This window comes from Brucella tritici, assembly GCF_008932295.1.
Classification (GTDB): domain Bacteria; phylum Pseudomonadota; class Alphaproteobacteria; order Rhizobiales; family Rhizobiaceae; genus Brucella; species Brucella tritici.
In genome coordinates this window covers 150,292-169,319 of record NZ_WBWA01000006.1, presented here as the reverse complement: position 1 = coordinate 169,319, position 19,028 = coordinate 150,292, and the positions used below count along the sequence as shown (strand labels likewise).

Sequence of the window (19,028 nt, the reverse complement as noted above, 5' to 3'; positions counted from 1 at the left end):
CTATATGATGGGTATGAACAGGCTTTGCTTCAATGTTCGAAGTAAAAACCGAGAACGGGAATGTGACCGATGAGCGAAAAAAACGAAGCAACCGAAAGCCCGGAAAACGTAGACAAGCGCACGTTTGAAGACCTGCCGCCTGCCGCCCAGCGCGCGCTGAAGGAAGCTGAAGCGCGCCGCGCTGCCGAAAAGGCAAGCGAAGCGCCCCGCGAACTTGGCGGTCGCGGCGGCAAGGACCCCGCCCGTTTCGGCGATTGGGAGATCAAGGGTCGGTCGATCGATTTCTGATTATCCTGTGAGGATCGATTATCGATGCTGGTAAAAGCAATCTCGATCGTCGCTCCAAGCGGTCGCCGAATAGCGTCTGGGGAGAAAACCCTGGAGGTGAGACGCTGGCTTCCCAATCTCGATGCAGGCGAAGATTTGCTGATTGTCGAGAATCAGCGGTTTCTGGAGAAAGCTGGCGATTACGATCCGGATGGCTATGCGGTAGCACTGGTCCGGATTGGTCGTGTTCGGCCTTTTACACGGGACGATATGAAAGCGGCTTGTGCCTCATATTTCGAAGATGGTTGGCTGGCTTGGGAGATCACCCATATGCGTCCGCTTGAAAAAACATTTCAGGTCGTTGCGGCGCGGAAAATCTATTCGATAGATGTCGAAAGCAAATGTCTAATCGCAATGTGAAAAGGCCGGGAAATCCCGGCCTTTCATTTGTCACTTCTTGTTCTGACGATTTTCGATCAGGTCGTCCACGACGCCCGGATCGGCCAGCGTCGAGGTATCGCCCAGTGCGCCAAAATCGTCTTCGGCGATCTTGCGCAGGATGCGGCGCATGATCTTGCCTGAGCGGGTTTTCGGCAGGCCCGGCGAGAACTGGATCTTGTCCGGCGTGGCAATAGGACCGATTTCCTTGCGCACGTGCTGGGTCAGTTCCTTGCGCAGGGCGTCTTCGTCCTGAACTGCTTCGCCGGTCATCAGCGTGACGTAGCAATAGATGCCTTGTCCCTTGATCGGATGCGGATAGCCCACGACAGCGGCTTCTGAAACCGAGTGATGCGAGACGAGTGCCGATTCGATTTCCGCCGTGCCGAGGCGGTGGCCGGAAATGTTGAGCACGTCATCGACGCGGCCCGTGATCCAGTAGTAACCGTCTTCGTCGCGACGGCAGCCGTCACCGGTGAAGTACTTGCCCTTATAGGTCGAGAAGTAAGCTTCGATGAAGCGCTTGTGATCGCCGTAAAGCGTACGCATCTGGCCCGGCCAGCTATCAATGATGCAGAGATTGCCGTCCACGGCACCTTCAACGACAGCGCCTTCATTGTCCACCAGTTCCGGCCTGATGCCGAAGAACGGACGCGTTGCCGAACCCGGCTTGAGGTCGGTTGCGCCGGGCAGCGGGGTGATGAGAATGCCGCCGGTTTCCGTCTGCCACCACGTATCGACAATCGGCGACCGCTGGTCACCAACGACGTTGTAATACCATTCCCAGGCTTCCGGATTGATCGGCTCGCCCACCGAACCGAGCAGGCGCAGCGTCGAACGCGACGAGCGGGTGACGAATTCATCACCTGCGCCCATCAGGGCGCGGATGGCCGTCGGAGCCGTGTAGAAGATGTTGACGTGATGCTTGTCGACGACTTCCCAGAAACGTCCCTGATCGGGGAAGTTGGGCACGCCTTCGAACATCAATGTCGTCGCGCCGTTGGCCAGCGGGCCGTAGACGATATAGGAGTGGCCCGTCACCCAGCCCACATCCGCCGTGCACCAGTAGATGTCGCCGTCATGATAGTCGAAGACATATTGATGCGTCATTGATGCATAGACGAGATAGCCGCCGGTTGTGTGCAGCACGCCCTTCGGCTTGCCGGTGGAGCCGGAGGTGTAAAGGATGAAGAGCGGGTCTTCCGCATTCATCGGTTCCGGATCGCAGGTCGGTTCGACGCTTGCGACTTCCTGATGATACCAGAGATCGCGGCCCGGTCCCCAGTTCACCTTGCCGCCGGTACGGCGCACGGTGAGAACCTTGTTGACCATGACATATTGCTTGGCCGCAATGTCGATGGCGGTATCGGTGTTTTCCTTCAGCGGAACCGGCTTGCCGCCGCGCACGCCTTCGTCGGCCGTGATGACGAAAGTGGATTCGCAGTCGACGATACGACCGGCAAGCGCTTCCGGAGAGAAGCCGGCAAAGACGACCGAGTGCACAGCGCCGATGCGCGCGCAGGCCAGCATCGCATAGGCCGCTTCCGGGATCATCGGCAGATAGATCGTGACGCGGTCGCCCTTCTTCACGCCGTGCTTCTTCAGCACATTGGCGAGGCGGCAGACATTCTCATGCAGTTCGCGATAGGTGATCTTCTTGTCGATATAGGGATTGTCGCCTTCCCAGATGATGGCGACCTGATCACCACGGCTCTTCAGGTGGCGGTCGATACAGTTATAGGAAACGTTGGTAACGCCGTCCTCATACCATTTGATGGATACATCGCCGTTGAAATCGGTGTTCTTGACCTTGGTGAAAGGCTTGAACCAGTCGATGCGCCGTCCGTGCTTCGCCCAGAAGCTGTCCGGGTCGCTCACGCTTTCCTGATACCAGTCGAGATAGGTTGCGTTGTCGATGAGCGTGTTTCTCTTTGCCTCGGCAAGGACCGGGTAAAGCTTTTCCGACATGATTTCCTCCTTCAGCATTCCGCGAGCCGGACAATATCCCGCTCGTATAAATGCACCCAAAAACTGACCGGCACCTCCCGCCGGATGAGACGGCTTGCCGTGAAAGGCGAGACCATCGGGTGCCCTGTCTACCTTCCATTGCGGGCAAGGTAAATTAGACAATCGGCGCGTCTATGATCCACAATGACGCATCGTCAGAAATGGCAACTGGCAGCACTCGCTGTTGATTGGTGCTAATATATTGTTTTTACAGTTTAAAAACCATTTGGAGTGATTATCTCCTATTCAGGAGCCTGACAATAAGGCTCTTCACAAAAAGGGGAAATCGCCATGACGACGTCCGCTTTGAACGCAAAATCAGCCTTTGAACTCCAGCTCGCCGGTTATGGTCTGACGACGGCGAAAGTTTTCTACCATTTGCCCGATCATCCGCATCTGCTGCAGCTTTTCGTCTGGCAGGATTATGACCTCGCGCCCGATTTTCCGGTGCTCAATCATTTCATCGAATTCTGGAATCGGGAAATCGACGGGCCGTTGCATTCGGTCAGCTACACGCATTTCCGGCTGCTTGGCCCCTCGGACTGGAGGAATGTGCAGGGCGAGATCGTCCTGCATTAGTGGATTGAATTTGACGTTTGATACCCGTCCGATATTTGCCCGGCGCTCATATCCTAGGGATGCAAATGTCGGAATCAGACCACTAGGAGCATTTCCAGCAAAAGTGTGAAGCGGTTTTGCGTAGGATAATGCGACAAAAACAAACAGTAGGGGTGACAATTCAGGCGGGGTTGGCATAGCTCCGCCCGCCGAAGATGGCCGAGCCGACACGCACCGATGTCGCGCCGAAACCGATGGCGGTTTCATAATCGCCCGACATGCCCATGGAGAGCTTTTCGACCTGTGCCTCGCGGGCGAGCTTTTCCAGAAGAGCGAAATGCGGCCCCGGATTTTCATCCGCAGGCGGGATGCACATCAGCCCCTCGATGGCGAGGCCATGTTCCTTGCGGCAGCGCTCGACAAAGGCGACGGCTTCCTTCGGTGCAATGCCGGCCTTCTGTTCTTCAAGTCCGGTATTCACCTGCACGTAGAGCTTTGGGGCCTTGTTCTGCTTCTTGATCTCGCTGGCCAGGGCGGCTGCGATCTTTTCGCGGTCGACCGTTTCGATGACATCGAACAGGGCGACGGCATCGGCGGCCTTGTTGGATTGCAGCGGGCCGATCAGATGCAGTTCGATGCCGGAATAATCCTCGCGCAGTCCTGGCCATTTGGCTTGTGCTTCCTGCACGCGGTTTTCACCGAAGACGCGCTGGCCCGCGTCGAGAGCCGGGCGGATTTCCTCCGCATCGAAGGTTTTTGATACAGCGACAAGCGTAACGGAACCCTTGTCACGCTGTGCTTCCTCTTCGGCAGTGGCGATTGCGGCCTTGACCGTGTTCAGGTTCGTGACGATATCTGACATGAAACTCTCGCTTTCAGGCTTTTCATCCGCAAAAGGTTGACGCTTTCGCCAATACGTGGTGAAGGTCGCCATTAAACATCGACTCTCCTTATTGCATCACCTTCGTACGAGTAAATACGGTCATGGCAGCCGAACGTTATAATCCGCGCGTGGCGGAAGCTCATTGGCAGAAAGTCTGGGAAGAAGACCGGACCTTCGAAACCGACAATGGCGACAGCCGCGAGAAATATTATGTGCTCGAGATGTTCCCCTATCCATCGGGGCGCATCCATATGGGCCATGTGCGCAACTATGCGATGGGCGACGTGGTCGCCCGTTACAAGCGCGCCAAGGGTTTCAACGTGCTTCATCCGATGGGATGGGACGCGTTCGGCATGCCTGCGGAAAATGCAGCGATGCAGAACAAGGTTCATCCGAAGGAATGGACCTACCAGAACATCGCCACGATGCGCAGCCAGCTCAAATCGATGGGGCTTTCGCTCGACTGGGCGCGTGAATTCGCGACCTGCGACGTGGAATATTATCATCGCCAGCAGATGCTGTTCATCGATCTTTTCGAAAAAGGTCTGGTGACGCGCAAGACCTCCAAGGTCAACTGGGACCCGGTCGACAACACCGTGCTTGCCAACGAGCAGGTGGTGGACGGTCGCGGCTGGCGTTCGGGCGCGCTGGTCGAACAGCGCGAACTGACGCAATGGTTCTTCAAGATCACCGATTTCAGCGAGGAATTGCTGGCCGGTCTCGACACGCTCGACCAGTGGCCGGAAAAGGTTCGCCTGATGCAGCGCAACTGGATCGGCAAGTCGGAAGGCCTGCAGGTCCGCTTCGCGCTGGACGGCAATACGGCGCCTGCCGGTTTCTCGGAAATCGAGGTCTATACGACCCGTCCGGACACGCTGTTCGGTGCGGCTTTCGTGGCGATCTCCGCCGATCATCCGCTGGCGAAGAAGCTGGCCGAAGATAATGCTTCGCTTTTCGGTTTCATCGAGGAATGCCATCAGCACGGTACGTCGCTGGCGGCGCTGGAAACGGCAGAGAAGAAGGGCTTCGACACAGGCGTGAAAGTCCGGCATCCGTTCGATGAGAACTGGGAACTGCCGGTCTATGTCGCCAATTTCGTTCTGATGGAATATGGCACGGGCGCGGTGTTCGGCTGCCCGGCACACGATCAGCGCGATCTGGATTTCGCCAACAAGTACAAATTGAAGGTTACGCCTGTTGTTCTGCCGAAGGGCGAAGATGCGGCAGGCTTCAGCATCGGCGAAACGGCCTATACCGATGATGGCGTGATGATCAATTCGCGCTTCCTCGACGGCATGACGCCGGAAGCGGCCTTCAATGAGGTGGCTAAGCGTCTGGAACAGACCAGCCTCGGCAACAGCCCGCAGGCAAGCCGCAAGGTACAGTTCCGTCTGCGTGACTGGGGCATCTCGCGCCAGCGCTACTGGGGCTGCCCGATCCCGATGATCCATTGCGAAAGCTGCGGCGTCAATCCGGTGCCGCGCGCCGATTTGCCGGTCAAGCTGCCGGACGATGTCGAGTTCGACCGTCCGGGCAATCCGCTCGACCGTCATACAACATGGCGTCATGTTAAGTGCCCGAAATGCGGTGCCGATGCGCGCCGTGAAACCGATACGATGGACACGTTCGTCGATTCGTCCTGGTACTATGCGCGCTTTACGGCACCATGGGAAAACGAGCCGACCGACCGCAAGGTTGCCGATCACTGGCTGCCGGTCGATCAGTATATCGGCGGTATCGAACACGCGATCCTGCATCTGCTCTATTCGCGTTTCTTCACCCGCGCGATGAAGGTCGCCGGTCACGTCGGCATCGACGAGCCGTTCAAGGGCCTGTTCACGCAGGGCATGGTTGTGCACGAGACCTACAAGGCCAATGGCCAGTGGGTGGCGCCAGCCGATATTCGTATCGAGGAAACCGACGGCAAGCGCAGCGCGGCCCTGCTCTCGACAGGCGAGCCGGTGGAAATCGGTTCCATCGAGAAGATGTCGAAATCGAAGAAGAATGTTGTCGATCCGGATGACATTATCGCTTCCTACGGTGCCGATACGGCGCGCTGGTTCATGCTGTCTGATTCGCCGCCCGAGCGTGACGTGATCTGGACGGAAGCCGGTGCCGAAGGCGCTCATCGTTTTGTGCAGCGCGTCTGGCGTCTGGTGGCGGAAGCCGCCGAACATCTGAAGGACGTTGCGCCGAAGACCGGGACGCAGGGTGAAGCCCTTGTCGTTTCCAAGGCAGCGCACAAGGCGGTCAAGGCTGTCGGCGATGATATCGAGAAGCTCGCCTTCAATCGTGGCGTCGCCCGTCTTTATGAGCTGGTCAATACGGCTGCTGCTTCCCTGCAGCAGGTGGCTTCGGGCAATGCGGATGACGAGTTGAAGAGTGCTGTCCGTGACGTCACCGAAAAGCTCATCTTGATGCTGGCGCCGATGATGCCGCATCTGGCTGAACAGTGCCTGGCTGTGCTGGGCGGCAAGATTGCCGGTCGTGAAACGCTGGTTGCCCGCAGTGCCTGGCCGGAATTCGATCCGGCATTGGTGGTGGAAAACGAGATCGTTATGCCGGTGCAGATCAACGGTAAGAAGCGTGGGGATTTGACAATCGCCCGCGACGCTGATCAATCTAGCATCCAGCAGGCGGTGCTCGAACTTGACTTCGTCAAGGCTGCGCTCAATGGAGGCTCGCCGAAGAAGGTTATCGTGGTGCCGCAAAGGATCGTCAATGTCGTTGCCTGACCGCTTTTTCTCTGCAATCAAAGCCTTCCGCGTTGCGTTTTTCGCGCTCGGAGCTGCGGTTCTGATGGCTGGATGCACCGTGCAGCCGCTTTACTCCTCCGGCGCTGGTGCCGGTGGAACCATAGGCGGCAGCGTGACGCCGGACATGCGCACCAAGCTTGCCTCGGTGGCCATTGATCCGGCTGGCGATGTGTTTCAGCAGCAGGTCCGCAATCGCCTGATCTTCCTGCTCGGCGGTGGTGCCGGTGAGCCGGCCAACCCGACCTATCGGCTCGGTCTCGGTCTGAGCAGCTATACGCTTGCGGCCGTAAGCGTCGATATTGGCGATCAGACCGACCGTACGGGCCGTCCATCGTCCGGTATCGTCAAGGCAACATCGAACTTCGTGTTGCGTGACAAGGATGGCAAGCCGCTTGCCGCTGGCACCCGCACGGTTGGCGCTTCCTTCGACCGTCCGCGTCAGGAATTCGCGAACCTGCGTGCCGAACGCGATGCACGCAAGCGCGCTGCGGAAGAACTGGCCGAACAGGTGTTCCTCGCTCTGGCACAAAAATTGTCGAAACTCTGATCGGGCTTTCACCTGACGTTGAAAGGCGGTGCTTCCGGGCGCCGCTTTTTTTGTTTTAGAGATTGGATAAATAGCAATGAATTCAGGAAGGTAACATTGCTGTGCCTACCCAACATTCATGTGTCTTCTTGTTTTTCATGAAGTGATTAGCAACCTGAATGCTCCTGCGAGCGCATGATGCGTCCGCTGGTTCAAACCAGTTGTTACAGGAGTAATTGGATGAAGCGGTTTTCCATGATGATGGGCAGTCTCGCAGTTTTGGCCGGGCTGGCGGTTGCGGGCTCGGCGTTGGCACAGGAAAAGGTTGCGCCGCTGCAATGGCAATATTTCCAGGCGGATGAGAACGGCTTCAATCGTACGCCTGTTCTTCTGACCGGAGACAAGGAAGCGATCCTGCTTGATGGCGGCTTCACACTTTCGGACGGTAAGGCGGTTGCCGAGAAAATCAAGGAGACGGGCAAGAAGCTGACCACGATCTATGTGAGCCAGAGCGATCCGGACTATTATTTCAGCCTTGGCCCGATCAAAGCTGCTTTTCCCGACGCGCGCATTATCGCGGCCCCTGAAACGGTCGAGGCGATCAAGGGCAATATCGATAACAAGCTGAAAGTCTGGGGTCCGCAGCTCAAGGATAACGGCCCGCAGAAACTGTCGGATGTCGTCATTCCCGAAGCTTCTGACGTGAAGGCGCTGGAGCTTGAGGGCAATGAGATTGAAATCGTTCCTGCCGAAGGCATGAAGAACCGCCGCTATTTATGGGTGCCTTCGCTCAAAGCGGTGTTCGGCGGCGTTCTGATATCGTCGGGCGGACATGTCTGGCTTGCCGATACGCCTGATCTTGCCCAGCGTGAGGCATGGATCAGGAATCTCGATGCGATTGCTGCCCGCAATCCTGCCATTGTCGTTCCGGCACATACGGCGGCAGGGTCGGCAACGGATGTTTCGGCAATCAAGTTCACGCGCGACTATATCACGGCCTTCGACGAGGAAGCGGCGAAAGCCAAGGATAGCGGCGAACTGATCGCAGCAATGAAGAAGCGTTATCCTGATCTTGGCGGCGAAAGCAGCCTGGAGCTCGGTGCAAAGGTCATCAAGGGCGAGATGAAATGGGAATAAGCTAGAGCATTTCCAGCAAAAGTGCGAAGCGGTTTTGCGTAGGATAATGCGTAAAAACAAAAAGATAGAGTATTTCTAACGATTCAATTTAAACTGGAAATACTCTAGTCTCAAATTGATAGGCAGCTATAAAGGCGGTGTGGATTTCACGCCGCCTTTTCATTGCTGGACCCGATCAAGCCATGCGTCTCGTTTCATTTTCCGCCAAAGGCTACCGTTCGTTGCGTTCCGTCCGGTTCGACCTCGGACAGGTGACGGTTTTCGTCGGCGAGAACGGTGCCGGAAAATCCAACCTCTATCGGGCGCTGCAACTGGTGAAGGCCGCTGCCGAGGGTAATCTCTCGACCGAAGTGGTGCGTGAAGGCGGAATGCAATCGGCCATGTGGAGCGGCAGTCGCCGCAAGCACGAATCGGCGCGCATCATTCTGGAAGCAGATTTTGAAGACGAGCGACTGGCTTCGCGTCTTTCCTATCGTGTCGAGGCAGGTCTGCCGCCGCCGGTTTCCGGGGCCTTTCCCTTCGAACCGCAGATCAAGGAAGAACAGCTCAATCTCGATACGGGCCGTCGTCCTGTCGATCTGATGGACCGGCGCGGACCTGCGGTTTTCGCGCGCGACGGGGAAGGGCGGCGCATGGAACATCCGGGGCGTCTGCTGACTTCGGAAAGCGGTCTGGCGGTGCTCGGACAGTCAGGCCATTATCCGGAGATAGGCGATCTTTCTGCTCAGATACGTGGCTGGCGTTTTTACCATGGTTTTAGAAGCGACCGCGATGCGCCGGTACGTCAGCCGTCCATAGCCGCGACCGCTGCGATGCTGGACGAGGATGGCGGCAATCTCGCTTCGGTCTTTGCGACGCTGGCCCATATCCGGCAGGATACGGTCGATCTGGATCGTCTGGTTGCCGACGCGCTGGAAGGCGCCAAGCTGGTCATTCCCTATCCGGAAGAAACGGCGACTTTCGGCCTGAACTTCCCGGCTTTTCCGCCACGAACATTTCGCCCCGGAGAATTGTCCGACGGACAGATTCGCCTGCTGGCTCTGGCGGGTGCGCTGCTCTCCTATCGCCTGCCGCCACTGATCGCGCTCAACGAGCCGGAGGCAAGCCTGCATCCCGATATGATCCCGTCACTTGCCCGAATGATCGCGCAGGCATCCGAACGCAGCCAGATATGGGTGGTGACCCATTCAGCCGCCCTTGCCAGCGCGATTACCGAGCACTGCGGCGCACGACCGATCCGGGTGAGCAAGCAGGACGGGGAAACGGTGCTGGAATAAAAAAGGCGAGCCAATGGCCCGCCTTTCATTCGTCTGGCAAGGTCGCCGATCAGGCGATCTTCTGACCGGTTTTCGCCCAATCAGCGAGGAAGGTTTCGAGGCCCTTGTCGGTCAGCGGATGCTTGACCAGTGCCTTGAGCGTTGCCGGAGGTGCGGTCACGACATCGGCGCCGATGAGAGCTGCTTCCTTGACGTGATTGACGGTGCGAACCGAAGCGGCAAGAATTTCGGTGCGGAAATCGTAATTGTCGTAAATCGTGCGGATTTCGGCAATCAGCTCCATGCCGTTGATGCCGGTATCGTCGAGACGGCCAATGAACGGCGAAATGAAGGTCGCGCCGGCCTTGGCTGCCAGAAGCGCCTGATTGGCCGAGAAGCAGAGCGTCATGTTGACCTTGTGGCCGTCAGACGACAGAGCCTTACAGGCTTTCAGTCCGTCGAGGGTTACAGGCAGCTTGATGCAGATGTTGTCAGCGATCTTGGCGATGACGGCTGCTTCCTTCATCATCTGCTCATATTCCGTCGCAGCAACCTCGGCGGAAACCGGGCCCTTGACGATGTTGCAGATTTCCTTGGTCACTTCGATAATGTCACGACCCGACTTCAGGATGAGGGACGGGTTGGTGGTCACGCCATCGACCAGCCCAAGGTCATTGAGCTCGCGGATTTCCTTGACGTCCGCAGTGTCCACGAAAAACTTCATAACAGCGTTCCTCCATAATGAGCGCGGGTGGTTTTTGGGAGCTAAATCCATTTAAGTCCCGGAAGGTGGCTTTTCTTTAGCGCAAAGCCGCGCCAAGGTCACGCGATCATGTCGAAAGATTCGCACGATATTGCAAACCCCATTTCTGGTCTGTTTCCGGAGCTCGCACCACGGGTCGTTCCCGTGCTCGTGCCCATGCCCGCAGAGCGGCCTTATTCTTATATGGTTCCGGAAGGGATGAACGTCCAGCCCGGATCGATCGTGCGCGTGCCGCTCGGTCCTCGTGAGGTGGCGGGGATCGTCTGCGAGGGCGAGACCGATGCCGTTGACGCCAGAAAACTGCGGGAGGTTTCCGAAGTTTTCGACTGCCCGCCGGTGGGGGGCGACATGTTGCGCTTCATGCGCTGGGCTGCGGACTACACGCTTTCGCCGCCAGGCATGGTGGCGCGTATGGTCCTGCGTGTGCCTGCCGCATTCGATCCCGAGCCATCGGTGCCGGGCCTTCGATATTCCGGCGGTGAGCCGGAGCGTATGACCGAGGCGAGGTCGCGGGTGATGGAGCTTGCCCGCGACGGGCTTGCATGGACCAGATCCGGCCTTGCCCATGCGGCGGGTGTCTCCATGACGGTCGTGGACGGGTTGAAGACGCAAGGTATTTTCGAGGAAGTCATGCTGCCGCCGCCAGCCGTGGTGGCAAAGCCCGATATCGACTATGCACGGGCCACGCTTTCGGAAGACCAGCAGGCGGCGGCTGAAATGCTGTCGGAAGCCGTGGAAGCCGATTGTTTTTCGGTTTCATTGCTCGATGGCGTGACCGGATCGGGTAAGACCGAGGTTTATTTCGAAGCCGTTGCCAAGGCGATCGAGCAAGGCAAGCAGGTGCTGATTCTCCTGCCTGAGATCGCGCTGACACAACAGTTTCTCGACCGGTTCCACGATCGTTTTGGGGCCAAGCCTGCCGAATGGCACTCCGACCTTGCCCCCCGCACTCGGGAGCGCGTCTGGCGGCAGATTGCCGAAGGTACGGTGCGGGTGGTGGCAGGGGCGCGGTCGGCGCTCTTTTTGCCCTTCAAGGAACTGGGGCTGATCGTTGTCGATGAAGAACATGATCCGGCTTACAAACAGGAAGACCGGGTCTTCTACAATGCGCGCGACATGGCGGTGGTGCGCGGCCATATCAGCGGCTTTCCGGTGGTGCTGGCATCGGCCACGCCATCCATCGAGAGTCAGGTCAATGCGGAGCAGGGACGCTACAAGCGAATCAAGCTTTATGGTCGCTATGCGGAAGCGGCACTGCCCGATTTGAAGACCATCGACATGCGGCGTTCTCCGCCACCGCCGGGCCGGTTTCTGTCGCCCGCACTGACCGAAGCCGTCGGCAAGACGGTGGAACGCGGCGAGCAGGCGCTTTTGTTCCTCAACCGGCGCGGTTATGCGCCTTTGACGTTGTGCCGGGTTTGCGGCCATCGCTTCCAGTGTCCGCAATGTTCAAGCTGGCTGGTGGAACATCGCTTTCGCGGGCAGCTCATGTGCCACCAGTGCGGCTATCACGAGCCAACACCGCAGGCTTGTCCCGAATGCGGCACGCTGGATCATCTGGTTGCCTGCGGTCCGGGTGTGGAGCGCATTGCGGAAGAAGTGGCGGCAACGTTCAGCGAAGCGCGAATCATAGTTCTTTCGTCTGATATGGCAGGCGGCGTGAAGCGGCTGCGGCTGGAACTCGACGCTATCGCAAAAGGCGAGGCGGATATCGTCATCGGTACGCAGCTTGTTGCCAAGGGGCACAACTTTCCCAACATGACATTGGTCGGTGTCGTGGATGCCGATCTGGGGCTTGCCAATGGCGATCCGCGCGCGGCTGAGCGTACCTTCCAGCTTCTCAATCAGGTGACGGGACGTGCCGGTCGAACCGGTCGCAAGAGCCTGGGCCTCATCCAGACCTACCAGCCGGATCATCCGGTGATGCGGGCAATCGTCAGTGGTGATGCGGACGCATTCTATGCCCGCGAGATCGACGAGCGCGAACGCAGCGCTTTGCCGCCTTTCGGACGGCTTGCCGCGCTGATTATTTCAGCCGACAACCGGCCCGATGCCGAAAATCATGCGCGCGCGCTTCGTCGTGCAGCCCCTTCATCCCCGGAGATTTCCGTGCTTGGGCCTGCCGAAGCGCCGCTTGCGCTGGTACGGGGACGCCATCGTTTCCGTATTCTGGTGCACGGGACCAAACGCGCCGATATTCAAGGATTTATTCGCGTCTTGCTTGCCAAAGGGCCGAAGGAAAAAGGCTCGATAAGGGTGCAGGTGGACATTGATCCGCAAAGCTTCCTGTAGGCTGTTGATATTCAGGCTCTGCCGGCCTGCAAATAGCGTCTTTGTGCGCTTCCGGTGCTCACGTACTTCAAGTAGGCTCCGCTCCGGTTCTTCAAAGCCACTATTTTCGGCGCGGCATAACCAGAATCTGAACAGCCTACGCAGGATGGAACGTGGTGCCAAATTCCGCTATATGGCAAGAAACGACGAGGGTAATTGCGATGGAATTCTATCTTCCTGCCACGACCGGAGAATGGCTTGCCTGGGGCTCTGCCGCCGTGACAGCACTGGCCGGTCTTGTCATGCTTTTTGCGCCCGGCATCACGATGAAGCTGCTGCGGCTCCAGCCGATCAACGGCCGTCCCGAAGGTTACGGTTCCATCCGCGCAACGCTCGCCGGGCCCTATCTCGGCGTGGGGCTCGGATGCCTCATTTTCGCGCAGCCGTTTCTCTGGGTCGTGCTTGGTTCCGTATGGGGATTTGCGCTGTTCGGACGCTTCATTTCGATGATGTCGGATGCAGCGGGCCGCAAGGGCGGACCGGCCGGCGGACGCTTCTATGGCAGTCTTGCAGCACTGGTGGAATTCGTGCTTGCAGCGGGTCCGCTCCTTTACGCTTTCGGCTTCATTTCCTGATCGGAAAGGGTGCTCTTCTGCACGTCAGGCGTGCAGGTTGTGTAACGGAAGGTCGCCTCGCCGGGGCAGATGCGACTTTTTTGACCGCGAAAGGCGGCAAATCTTACACAAAAGTGCCGGATTCGCGTGTTGCGAGTCCTGTTCGTCTATGCTAGACGGCAATCACATTTCGGTGTTGACGTGCTCGCGCGTCAGTGGTTTTCCGGAAACATTCAATAAAATCATCGGCTTGGCGTCCTGAACAAGATTGGGTCCCAAAAGGATGGTTTCAACGTAGAGAGCAGGTTGTTCGTGGCTGAAACGTCTTCGCTCATTTCAGGTGTCGCACAGCGTTACGCCGGATCTCTTTTCGAGCTCGCACTCGACGCGAAATCCGTTGCGGCTGTGGAAAAAGATCTTGACCGTTTCGAGGCGCTTCTGAGCGGAAGCGAAGACCTCAAGCGACTGATTTCCAGTCCGGTATTTTCTTCGGAAGATCAGCTTCACGCCATCGGCGCTCTCGCCGACAAGGCGGGCATCAAGGGTCTGGTCGGAAATTTCCTGCGCGTTGTCGCGCGGAACCGTCGTCTCTTCGCCCTGCCGGGCATTATCGCCGCTTTCCGCAAGATTGCTGCCGAACATCGCGGTGAAGTCTCCGCCGATGTCATCTCCGCGCACGAACTGAGTGCTGCGCAGCAGAACGAATTGAAGGCAACGCTGAAGGGCGTGGCCGGCAAGGACGTGACGATCAATGTCACCGTCGATCCGTCGATCCTCGGCGGTCTTATCGTCAAGATGGGTTCGCGTCAGATCGACACGTCCCTTCGCACTAAACTTTCTTCTCTCAAGCTTGCACTGAAAGAGGTCGGCTGATGGACATCCGCGCCGCGGAAATTTCCGCTATCCTGAAAGAGCAAATCAAGAACTTCGGCAAGGAGGCTGAGGTCTCCGAGGTCGGTCAGGTTCTTTCCGTTGGCGACGGTATCGCCCGCGTCTATGGTCTGGATAATGTCCAGGCCGGTGAAATGGTCGAATTCCCTGGTGGCATTCGCGGCATGGCGCTGAACCTTGAAAGCGACAATGTCGGCGTCGTTATCTTCGGTGCCGACCGTGACATCAAGGAAGGCGACATCGTCAAGCGTACCGGCGCAATCGTTGACGTTCCAGTCGGTCCCGGCCTGCTGGGCCGCGTTGTCGACGCTCTCGGCAACCCGATCGACGGCAAGGGCCCAATCGTTGCTACTGAGCGTCGCCGCGTCGACGTGAAGGCACCGGGCATCATTCCGCGCAAGTCGGTTCATGAGCCAATGTCGACCGGCCTCAAGGCTGTTGACGCTCTGATCCCGGTTGGCCGCGGCCAGCGCGAGCTGGTCATCGGTGACCGTCAGACCGGCAAGACCGCCATCATTCTCGACACCTTCCTGAACCAGAAGCCGATCCACGACAACGGCCCGGACAGCGAAAAGCTTTATTGCGTTTACGTTGCTATCGGCCAGAAGCGTTCGACCGTTGCTCAGTTCGTCAAGGTTCTCGAAGAACGCGGCGCTCTGGAATATTCGATCGTTATCGCGGCTACCGCTTCCGATCCGGCTCCGATGCAGTATCTCGCTCCATTTGCGGGCTGCGCCATGGGCGAATATTTCCGCGACAACTCGATGCATGCCCTGATCGGCTACGACGATCTGTCCAAGCAGGCTGTCGCTTACCGTCAGATGTCGCTTCTGCTCCGTCGTCCTCCGGGCCGCGAAGCTTATCCGGGCGACGTTTTCTATCTGCACTCCCGTCTTCTCGAGCGCGCTGCAAAGCTCAACGACGAAAACGGCGCTGGCTCGCTGACGGCTCTGCCGGTCATCGAAACGCAGGGCAACGACGTTTCCGCCTTCATTCCGACCAACGTGATCTCGATCACCGACGGCCAGATCTTCCTCGAAACCAACCTGTTCTACCAGGGTATCCGTCCGGCTGTTAACGTCGGTCTGTCGGTTTCGCGCGTTGGTTCTTCGGCGCAGGTCAAGGCCATGAAGCAGGTTGCCGGCTCGATCAAGGGCGAGCTCGCCCAGTATCGTGAAATGGCCGCCTTCGCACAGTTCGGTTCGGATCTCGATGCCTCGACCCAGCGTTTGCTGAACCGCGGTGCACGTCTGACCGAGCTTCTCAAGCAGCCGCAGTTCTCGCCGCTCAAAACGGAAGAACAGGTTGCCGTGATTTTCGCCGGCGTGAATGGCTATCTCGACAAGATCGCCGTCAACCAGGTTGGCAAGTTCGAAGCAGGTCTTCTTTCTTCGCTGCGCACCGAGCACAAGGATGTGCTCGATGCGATCCGCGACGAAAAGGCGCTCACCGACAACATCAAAGCAAAGCTCAAGGCAGCGGTCGACGCGTTCGCCAAGTCTTTCGCTTGAATTTTGTGACGGGATGAACGGATGCCTTCACTAAAGGATCTGAGAAACCGTATCGCCTCGGTCAAGGCGACGCAGAAAATCACCAAGGCGATGCAGATGGTCGCCGCGGCGAAGCTGCGCCGTGCCCAGGAAGCTGCGGAGGCCGCAAGGCCTTATTCGCAGCGCATGGGCGCCGTTCTCGCAAATATCGCGCAGAACGTAACCGGCGAAGATGCGCCGGCCCTGATGGCCGGTACGGGCAAGGACGACGTGCATCTGCTCGTCGTCTGCACCGCAGAACGTGGCCTTTGCGGCGGTTTCAACAGCCAAATCGCGCGTCTGGCGCGCGATCATGCCCGCAAGCTCCTTGCTGAAGGCAAGACGGTCAAGATCATCACGGTCGGCAAGAAGGGCGCAGATATTCTGCGTCGTGAGTTTGCCTCTCTGATTATCGACCACGTCAATTTGCGCGAAGTCAAGCAGCTCGCTTTTGTGCATGCCGACCAGATCGGCCACAAGGTGATCGAGCTGTTCGAACAAGGCGAATTTGATGTCTGCACCCTGTTCTATTCCGAATTCAAGTCGGTGATTGCACAGATTCCAACTGCACAGCAGATCATTCCGGCTTCGGCTGGCGATGTTGCGCAGGCGGACACTGCAGGCGATGCGATTTATGAGTACGAACCTGATCCTGCGGCGATCCTGTCGACGCTGATCCCACGCAATATTTCGGTCCAGATTTTCCGCGCTCTGCTGGAAAATGTGGCGGGCGAAATGGGCGCGAAGATGAGCGCGATGGACAATGCGACGCGTAACGCCGGTGACATGATCAACAAGTTGTCGATCACGTATAACCGTCAGCGTCAGGCTCAGATCACCAAGGAACTGATCGAAATCATTTCGGGCGCGGAAGCGCTCTAATCGGAAGGTAAAAGGATCGATGGCAAAAGCAGCGACCCCGAAAACTACCGCCGCGGCCGAAGCGAAGCCAGCAGCGGCGAAAGCTCCAGCCAAAAAGGCTCCGGCGAAGGCGGCAGCCGCCAAGTCTGATGCAGCTCCCAAGGCTGCAACGACCGGCGCAGTAGGCAAGATCACTCAGGTCATCGGCGCTGTTGTCGACGTACAGTTCGAAGACGGTCAGCTTCCGCTGATCCTCAACGCTCTGGAAACCGACAATCTCGGCAGCCGTCTGGTTCTTGAAGTTGCACAGCATCTGGGCGAAAACACCGTTCGCACCATCGCCATGGACTCGACTGAAGGTCTGGTTCGCGGTCACGAAGTGCGCGACACCGGCAACCCGATCATGGTTCCGGTTGGTGAGGAAACCCTTGGCCGCATCATGAACGTCATCGGCGAGCCGGTTGACGAAGCTGGTCCGATCAAGACCACTGCCCGTCGTGCGATCCACCAGGAAGCTCCTGAATATATCGAACAGTCGACCGAAGCTGAAATCCTCGTAACGGGCATCAAGGTCGTCGACCTTCTCGCTCCTTACGCCAAGGGCGGCAAGATTGGTCTGTTCGGCGGCGCTGGCGTCGGCAAGACCGTTCTCATCATGGAACTGATCAACAACGTCGCCAAGGCGCACGGCGGTTACTCGGTATTCGCAGGCGTTGGTGAACGTACCCGTGAAGGTAACGACCTTTACCACGAAATGATCGAATCGGGCGTTAACAAGCTCGGTGGCGGTGAAGGCTCCAAGGCCGCACTCGTTTACGGTCAGATGAACGAGCCTCCGGGTGCGCGCGCTCGCGTTGCCCTGTCGGGTCTGACGGTTGCTGAAAACTTCCGTGACCAGGGCCAGGACGTCCTGTTCTTCGTGGACAACATCTTCCGCTTCACGCAGGCTGGTTCGGAACTTTCGGCTCTTCTCGGCCGTATTCCTTCCGCTGTGGGTTATCAGCCGACGCTGGCAACCGACATGGGCGCGATGCAGGAACGCATCACCACGACGACCAAGGGCTCGATTACTTCGGTTCAGGCAATTTACGTTCCTGCCGACGATTTGACCGACCCTGCACCGGCAACGTCGTTCGCTCACTTGGACGCGACCACGACGCTGAACCGTTCGATCGCTGAAAAGGGTATTTACCCGGCTGTGGATCCTCTCGAATCCACGTCGCGTATGCTCGATCCGATGATCGTTGGTGAAGAACACTACGCTGTTGCTCGTCAGGTTCAGTCGATCCTTCAGCGCTACAAGTCGCTTCAGGACATCATCGCCATCCTCGGCATGGACGAACTGTCGGAAGACGACAAGCTGACCGTTGCGCGCGCTCGTAAGATCGAACGCTTCCTGTCGCAGCCGTTCTTCGTTGCTGAAGTCTTCACCGGTTCGCCAGGCAAGCTGGTTGACCTCGCCGACACCATCAAGGGCTTCAAGGGCCTTTGCGCAGGTGAATACGATCATCTTCCAGAACCGGCTTTCTACATGGTCGGCTCGATTGAAGAAGCGATCGAAAAGGCGAAGAAGCTGGCAGCTGAAGCTGCTTGATGAATTGAATTTCCCGGTGGGCCGCAAGGCCCGCCGTGAAAGCCAATCATTTTGTTTAAGCATGATCTTTTCCGGAAACCGTTTTCGGGTTCATGCTTTTGAATTCAAGTGAGAACCATGGCTCAAGCTTTCCAATTCGAACTCGTGTCGCCTGAACGGCTCCTGCTTTCCGCGCAGGTGACGGAAGTCGTCATTCCGGGTAGCGAAGGCTATCTGACGGCTCTCGCCGGTCATTCGCCGCTGATGACGACGATCATGCCGGGTGTCGTTTCGGTGAAGCTTGCCGACGGCAAGTCCGACTCCTACGTAGTCTTTGGCGGTTTCGCCGATATTACTCCGCAGGGCTGCACCGTTCTGGCCGAATCGGCGACTCATGTGGACGATATCGATCCGGCGGATATTCAGCGCCGTATCGATCATGCCCGCCAGGCTCTGGACGATGCTTCGTCGAACGAACACCGCACCAAGGCTGAAATCTTCCTGCATCAGTTGATGACGCTGCAGGGAACGATCATGCCAGCCTGATCGGCAGCAGTTTATCGTTTTTCGGAAAAGCGGGCTTTGGCCCGCTTTTTCTTTTTCAGATCACCCGCTCCGCAGTGAATTTGTTCGCAGAACTGTCATATTGGCGCCAAATCCCATCACGCTTGCGTGAGTTCAGGAAGTTCGCTTGAAAA

At 57.8% G+C, this 19,028-nt stretch carries 17 protein-coding genes; 14 read left to right on the top strand and 3 right to left on the bottom strand.

Going from position 1 to position 19,028, the window contains the following annotated elements:
• Positions 1 to 69: 69 nt before the first annotated feature.
• Both F9K91_RS08980 and F9K91_RS08975 read left to right on the top strand, forming a co-directional pair.
• Positions 70 to 288 carry a DUF1674 domain-containing protein gene (locus F9K91_RS08980; protein WP_151555907.1) on the top strand — a complete coding sequence of 73 codons (219 nt, stop codon included), beginning with the start codon at positions 70 to 72 and terminating at the stop codon, positions 286 to 288.
• A gap of 24 nt (positions 289 to 312) precedes the next feature.
• Positions 313 to 687, top strand: a complete 375-nt coding sequence (locus F9K91_RS08975) for an ASCH domain-containing protein (protein WP_151555906.1) — start codon at positions 313 to 315, stop codon at positions 685 to 687.
• A gap of 30 nt (positions 688 to 717) precedes the next feature.
• Here the strand turns inward: F9K91_RS08975 and acs are convergent, their stop codons facing one another.
• Positions 718 to 2,673, bottom strand: coding sequence for an acetate--CoA ligase (acs, locus tag F9K91_RS08970; protein ID WP_151555905.1), 1,956 nt, complete (start codon positions 2,671 to 2,673; stop codon positions 718 to 720).
• Positions 2,674 to 3,003: 330 nt separating this feature from the next.
• On the opposite strand from acs, the gene F9K91_RS08965 reads away from it, so the two are divergent.
• Positions 3,004 to 3,291: an usg protein gene (locus F9K91_RS08965; RefSeq protein ID WP_006471250.1), complete on the top strand. Its 288-nt coding sequence runs from the start codon at positions 3,004 to 3,006 to the stop codon at positions 3,289 to 3,291.
• 160 nt (positions 3,292 to 3,451) lie between these two features.
• Here the strand turns inward: F9K91_RS08965 and F9K91_RS08960 are convergent, their stop codons facing one another.
• Positions 3,452 to 4,132 (bottom strand): YggS family pyridoxal phosphate-dependent enzyme, encoded by a 681-nt coding sequence (locus F9K91_RS08960; RefSeq protein WP_151555904.1) that lies wholly within the window; start codon positions 4,130 to 4,132, stop codon positions 3,452 to 3,454.
• A 122-nt stretch (positions 4,133 to 4,254) separates the two neighbouring features.
• Here F9K91_RS08960 and leuS point away from each other — a divergent pair, with 122 nt between their 5' ends.
• The 4 genes from leuS (at position 4,255) to F9K91_RS08940 (ending at position 9,849) form a co-directional block, all read left to right on the top strand.
• Positions 4,255 to 6,888, top strand: a complete 2,634-nt coding sequence (gene leuS / locus F9K91_RS08955; RefSeq protein ID WP_151677650.1) for a leucine--tRNA ligase — start codon at positions 4,255 to 4,257, stop codon at positions 6,886 to 6,888.
• Positions 6,875 to 7,456 carry an LPS assembly lipoprotein LptE gene (lptE, locus tag F9K91_RS08950; protein ID WP_151555902.1) on the top strand — a complete coding sequence of 194 codons (582 nt, stop codon included), beginning with the start codon at positions 6,875 to 6,877 and terminating at the stop codon, positions 7,454 to 7,456. Before leuS ends, lptE begins: the two co-directional genes overlap by 14 nt.
• Before the next feature lie 219 nt (positions 7,457 to 7,675).
• The gene (locus tag F9K91_RS08945; protein WP_151677649.1) at positions 7,676 to 8,572 is read left to right on the top strand and encodes an MBL fold metallo-hydrolase; all 897 of its coding nucleotides are present in this window, start codon (positions 7,676 to 7,678) and stop codon (positions 8,570 to 8,572) included.
• 182 nt (positions 8,573 to 8,754) lie between these two features.
• Positions 8,755 to 9,849 (top strand): AAA family ATPase, encoded by a 1,095-nt coding sequence (locus tag F9K91_RS08940; RefSeq protein ID WP_151555900.1) that lies wholly within the window; start codon positions 8,755 to 8,757, stop codon positions 9,847 to 9,849.
• 49 nt (positions 9,850 to 9,898) lie between these two features.
• Here F9K91_RS08940 and fsa read toward each other — a convergent pair whose 3' ends face one another.
• Positions 9,899 to 10,552 (bottom strand): fructose-6-phosphate aldolase, encoded by a 654-nt coding sequence (gene fsa, locus F9K91_RS08935; RefSeq protein ID WP_061347966.1) that lies wholly within the window; start codon positions 10,550 to 10,552, stop codon positions 9,899 to 9,901.
• Between the two features lie 108 nt (positions 10,553 to 10,660).
• Between fsa and F9K91_RS08930 the strand changes: the two genes are divergently transcribed.
• The 7 genes from F9K91_RS08930 to F9K91_RS08900 all read left to right on the top strand — a co-directional run bounded on the left by F9K91_RS08930 (position 10,661) and on the right by F9K91_RS08900 (position 18,876).
• A complete protein-coding gene (locus tag F9K91_RS08930; protein ID WP_151555899.1) occupies positions 10,661 to 12,883 on the top strand; it encodes a primosomal protein N' in 2,223 nt (740 codons plus the stop codon).
• Positions 12,884 to 13,083: 200 nt separating this feature from the next.
• Positions 13,084 to 13,497 (top strand): AGROH133_08824 family phage infection protein, encoded by a 414-nt coding sequence (locus F9K91_RS08925; protein ID WP_151555898.1) that lies wholly within the window; start codon positions 13,084 to 13,086, stop codon positions 13,495 to 13,497.
• Positions 13,498 to 13,788: 291 nt separating this feature from the next.
• Entirely contained in the window at positions 13,789 to 14,349 is a 561-nt protein-coding gene (locus F9K91_RS08920; RefSeq protein WP_012091258.1) for a F0F1 ATP synthase subunit delta, read from the top strand.
• Positions 14,349 to 15,878 (top strand): F0F1 ATP synthase subunit alpha, encoded by a 1,530-nt coding sequence (gene atpA / locus F9K91_RS08915; protein WP_012091259.1) that lies wholly within the window; start codon positions 14,349 to 14,351, stop codon positions 15,876 to 15,878. Before F9K91_RS08920 ends, atpA begins: the two co-directional genes overlap by 1 nt.
• A 21-nt stretch (positions 15,879 to 15,899) precedes the next feature.
• Positions 15,900 to 16,778: a F0F1 ATP synthase subunit gamma gene (locus F9K91_RS08910; RefSeq protein WP_061347969.1), complete on the top strand. Its 879-nt coding sequence runs from the start codon at positions 15,900 to 15,902 to the stop codon at positions 16,776 to 16,778.
• 19 nt (positions 16,779 to 16,797) lie between these two features.
• Positions 16,798 to 18,351: a F0F1 ATP synthase subunit beta gene (gene atpD / locus F9K91_RS08905; RefSeq protein ID WP_061347970.1), complete on the top strand. Its 1,554-nt coding sequence runs from the start codon at positions 16,798 to 16,800 to the stop codon at positions 18,349 to 18,351.
• 117 nt (positions 18,352 to 18,468) lie between these two features.
• A complete protein-coding gene (locus F9K91_RS08900; protein WP_061347971.1) occupies positions 18,469 to 18,876 on the top strand; it encodes a F0F1 ATP synthase subunit epsilon in 408 nt (135 codons plus the stop codon).
• The last annotated feature ends 152 nt before the right edge of the window (positions 18,877 to 19,028 follow it).

What these genes read in the sequence shown, in the direction of transcription:
- lptE (WP_151555902.1), top strand. Translation starts at nt 6,875, where the DNA reads ATGTCGTTGCCTGACCGCTTTTTCTCTGCAATCAAAGCCTTCCGCGTT.
- F9K91_RS08945 (WP_151677649.1), top strand. Translation starts at nt 7,676, where the DNA reads ATGAAGCGGTTTTCCATGATGATGGGCAGTCTCGCAGTTTTGGCCGGG.
- F9K91_RS08930 (WP_151555899.1), top strand. Translation starts at nt 10,661, where the DNA reads ATGTCGAAAGATTCGCACGATATTGCAAACCCCATTTCTGGTCTGTTT.
- F9K91_RS08900 (WP_061347971.1), top strand. Translation starts at nt 18,469, where the DNA reads ATGGCTCAAGCTTTCCAATTCGAACTCGTGTCGCCTGAACGGCTCCTG.
- atpD (WP_061347970.1), top strand. Translation starts at nt 16,798, where the DNA reads ATGGCAAAAGCAGCGACCCCGAAAACTACCGCCGCGGCCGAAGCGAAG.
- leuS (WP_151677650.1), top strand. Translation starts at nt 4,255, where the DNA reads ATGGCAGCCGAACGTTATAATCCGCGCGTGGCGGAAGCTCATTGGCAG.
- fsa (WP_061347966.1), bottom strand. Translation starts at nt 10,552, where the DNA reads ATGAAGTTTTTCGTGGACACTGCGGACGTCAAGGAAATCCGCGAGCTC.
- F9K91_RS08925 (WP_151555898.1), top strand. Translation starts at nt 13,084, where the DNA reads ATGGAATTCTATCTTCCTGCCACGACCGGAGAATGGCTTGCCTGGGGC.
- F9K91_RS08975 (WP_151555906.1), top strand. Translation starts at nt 313, where the DNA reads ATGCTGGTAAAAGCAATCTCGATCGTCGCTCCAAGCGGTCGCCGAATA.
- F9K91_RS08960 (WP_151555904.1), bottom strand. Translation starts at nt 4,132, where the DNA reads ATGTCAGATATCGTCACGAACCTGAACACGGTCAAGGCCGCAATCGCC.
- acs (WP_151555905.1), bottom strand. Translation starts at nt 2,673, where the DNA reads ATGTCGGAAAAGCTTTACCCGGTCCTTGCCGAGGCAAAGAGAAACACG.
- F9K91_RS08980 (WP_151555907.1), top strand. Translation starts at nt 70, where the DNA reads ATGAGCGAAAAAAACGAAGCAACCGAAAGCCCGGAAAACGTAGACAAG.
- atpA (WP_012091259.1), top strand. Translation starts at nt 14,349, where the DNA reads ATGGACATCCGCGCCGCGGAAATTTCCGCTATCCTGAAAGAGCAAATC.
- F9K91_RS08910 (WP_061347969.1), top strand. Translation starts at nt 15,900, where the DNA reads ATGCCTTCACTAAAGGATCTGAGAAACCGTATCGCCTCGGTCAAGGCG.
- F9K91_RS08940 (WP_151555900.1), top strand. Translation starts at nt 8,755, where the DNA reads ATGCGTCTCGTTTCATTTTCCGCCAAAGGCTACCGTTCGTTGCGTTCC.
- F9K91_RS08965 (WP_006471250.1), top strand. Translation starts at nt 3,004, where the DNA reads ATGACGACGTCCGCTTTGAACGCAAAATCAGCCTTTGAACTCCAGCTC.